The organism is Pseudonocardia sulfidoxydans NBRC 16205 (genome assembly GCF_007989085.1).
GTDB classification, from domain to species: Bacteria; Actinomycetota; Actinomycetes; order Mycobacteriales; family Pseudonocardiaceae; genus Pseudonocardia; species Pseudonocardia sulfidoxydans.
Genome location: NZ_BJVJ01000171.1, coordinates 1 through 1,534, shown reverse-complemented (window position 1 = coordinate 1,534; position 1,534 = coordinate 1). Strand labels below are relative to the sequence as shown.

Annotated in this window: 2 protein-coding genes; both read right to left on the bottom strand. The window is 73.9% G+C overall.

Features of this window, described 5'->3' with window-relative positions; translation table 11 throughout:
- Nucleotides 1-259: 259 nt before the first annotated feature.
- Nucleotides 260-796, bottom strand: coding sequence for an MSMEG_0567/Sll0786 family nitrogen starvation N-acetyltransferase (locus tag PSU4_RS30845; RefSeq protein WP_246115464.1), 537 nt, complete (start codon nucleotides 794-796; stop codon nucleotides 260-262).
- Entirely contained in the window at nucleotides 793-1,398 is a 606-nt protein-coding gene (locus PSU4_RS30840; protein WP_147116197.1) for a hypothetical protein, read from the bottom strand. Before PSU4_RS30840 ends, PSU4_RS30845 begins: the two co-directional genes overlap by 4 nt.
- Nucleotides 1,399-1,534 lie beyond the last annotated feature (136 nt).

Here is a 1,534-nt window from a genome sequence, read left to right as displayed (position 1 = left end):
GCAGGTCGCCGCCCGCACCAGGTCCGACCTGGTCCTCGGGATGCTGGGGAACCCGGCGGACCGCCGCGCGGCGACGGCCCGGATCGCGTCGGCGCTGCCGGCGGAGCTGCGGGAGACGTTCGGACGGTCGGGCCGGCTGGTCACCGACCGCGTGCGCACGTCCTGACCCCGGACACGAGAAACGCCGAGTTCGACAGGAGACTGCTCCGGCGGGTTCCGGGAGCGGTCTGACGTCGAACTCGGCGGGTGGCGGGGTGCGTCAGTCGGTGCGCACCGCGCGGGCCGCGACGAGGTCGATCTCCATCAGCAGGTGCGGCAGGCCGAGGTAGACCTCCGGCTCGCCGACCTGGGTCCAGCCCAGCCTGCGGAAGAACGTCCGGTTGGCCGGCTGCACGTGCGCGATCATCCGGCTGCCGCCACGCGCGGCCGCGGTCGCGACGGCGGCGCGGACCAGCGGCAGGCCCAGCAGCGTGCTGCGGAACTGCGTCAGCACCGCCAGCCGGTCGCCCTGCCAGTCGCCGCCGGGGTTGCCCGGGTCGATCGGGAACAGCCGGACGGTGCCCGCCGGCTCGCCGTCGACGTAGCCGAGGATGCGCATCGTGGACGCGTCCTCGTCGCGGATGTCGTGGTCGGAGCGGGCGAAGACGCGCTGCTCCAGCACGAACACCGAGCACCGGATGGCGTGGTGGTAGGCGAGGTCGGCGTCGTCGGAGGCCAACTTGCACTCCAGACGCGGCCGGGTGGCCGCTCCGGTGCGCCGCGTGGCCGATCCCGTCGTGATGTCGGTGGTGGTCACCGTGCTCCCGTCCGCGTCGCGCCCGTCGAGGCAGGGGTCCCGTGCAGGGTTTCGACGTCGCGGCGGCACTGCCGGAACTCGCCGAGCCATTCGGCGCGGTCGCCGAACCTGCGGGACAGGGGGTCCCCGGCGTGCGGGAGGACCTGCAGCTCGTAGGGGTGGTCGTCCGTCCACGGGTCGACCGTGGCGGTCAGGACCGTCCGCGACGTCACGTGGACGATCACGTGGCGGCCCTCGGTCAGTGCGTCCGGGTCGTCCGGACCGTCGAGCACGACCCACGCCGCGCCGGCGGCGGCGCTGTTCGCGAGGAGCTGCTCGATCCTGCGGTCGTCCTGGTCGGCGACGATCTCCCGCAACCGGGCCCCGCAGGCGACGCCCACGAGTAGCTCGATCGGGAACCCGCTGCAGGACAACGAGAGTGACGAGGCGAGCCCGCGGGGATCCGCGTCGGCCGCCAGGAGGGTGGCGAGGTCGTCGCCGCGTCCTCGGAGTTCGACGAGCACCCGACGGATCGCGTCGACGGCGCGCGTCGCGGCCGCCGGGTCGGCGATCAGGGTCGGGTAGAGACGCTCCTCGGCTTCGCGCCATCGCGTCCGGGCCACGTCCAGTGCCTGGTGGCTGTCCACTGGGGTGCCGTTCTGGTCAGCTCCCCGGACTCGAAGGAGCAACCCGCCCCGGTGGCAGGACCCGGCCGGCGCCGGGCCCTGCCACCGAGGTCGAGCAGGGTGTGACGATGTA